At 40.2% G+C, this 1,280-nt stretch carries 1 pseudogene; it reads left to right on the top strand.

The window, feature by feature from the left end:
* A pseudogene (locus GQ47_RS20590) lies at positions 1-1,280 on the top strand (hypothetical protein); the annotation flags it as partial.

Below are 1,280 nucleotides of genomic sequence, written 5' to 3'. Positions count from 1 at the left end.
GGAACGAATACGTATGAGACGTTTGCTGGAATTACATTTGATGTAATCGTTAAGGATGCAAATGGTTGTACATTCACTATCACAAATGGTGTTAACGTACCGGCATTGAACCCTCCAACAGACTTGACATTCGCAACAACAGTTGCTGTTATTTGTGGTGGAAAAGGAACAGTTGACATTACAGGTCATACAGGTGGAGTTGGAGCATTACAGTATGAGATTTTATCTCCTATCGTAAGAGCTAAACAAGCATCAACAACATTTGCCAACTTAGACCCAGATACTTATGTATTCCAGATTACAGATGCAAATGGATGTACATATAGTGAGTCATACACTGTTGCGCCAGTAACAAACATTACAGTTGCAGGACAATTGGTAAGAAATGTTACTTGTAACCCAGGTGCAAACGGAGAGGTATTATTCACAGTTGGAAACTTTGCAGGTACTTACAGTTATTCACTTAACGGAGCACCAGCAGTAACAGGCCAGACAAGTGCAACAATTTCAGTTACTGGAATAACAGCAGCTGGTCCTCAGACAATTGTTATTACAGATGAGATTACAACTTGTACGGCTACAGCTACGGTAACTGTTGCGCAACCAACTGCTTTAGGATTGGTTGTTGCATCAAACATCAATGCGAATTGTAATACAGGAGCTAAGGTAAGCGTAACTGCATCAGGCGGAACAGCACCTTATCAGTATTCATTTGTACCAGCGACTGCAACAGGTCCTGGCACTTATGCAGATTCTAATGCAGCAGTATTGGATCCTGCAACATTGAACTGGAAAGTTTATGTAAAAGATGTAAATGGATGCGAAATTACAGCACCATTAGCATTCTCAATTATCAAAGATGCTTCACCAACCATGACAGCACCGGCACCAATTTGTTTCACAGGAGCACCAGTAGCAATTGATTTATCACTTGTTGCAACAGTTCCGGTGGCAGGTACAAGAGTTTACAGAGTAAACGGTTCAGATATTACTGGATCAGTTTATACAGTAACAACTCCTGGTACTTACCAATTTAGTGTTGTAGATGTTAATGGTTGTGAATCAAATATTATAACATACGAAGTTAAGCCACAGGTTACTTTGGTAGCTAGCTTGGATCAGGATTTAACTTGTGTTGTTAATGCATCAATTAGCTTGACTCCAGGCGGAGGAACAGGTACATATACTACTTATGAAGTTGATATCAATGGTGGAGGATATAATCCAATCACATTGCCTTACAACCCATCAGTTGCCGGAAGTTATACATTCAGAGTAAC

It is taken from the genome of Flavobacterium sp. ASV13, from assembly GCF_000745775.1.
In the GTDB taxonomy this organism is placed as follows: Bacteria; Bacteroidota; Bacteroidia; order Flavobacteriales; family Flavobacteriaceae; genus Flavobacterium.
The sequence above is the reverse complement of the archived record's forward strand: the minus strand, read 5'-3'. Positions and strand labels throughout refer to the sequence as shown.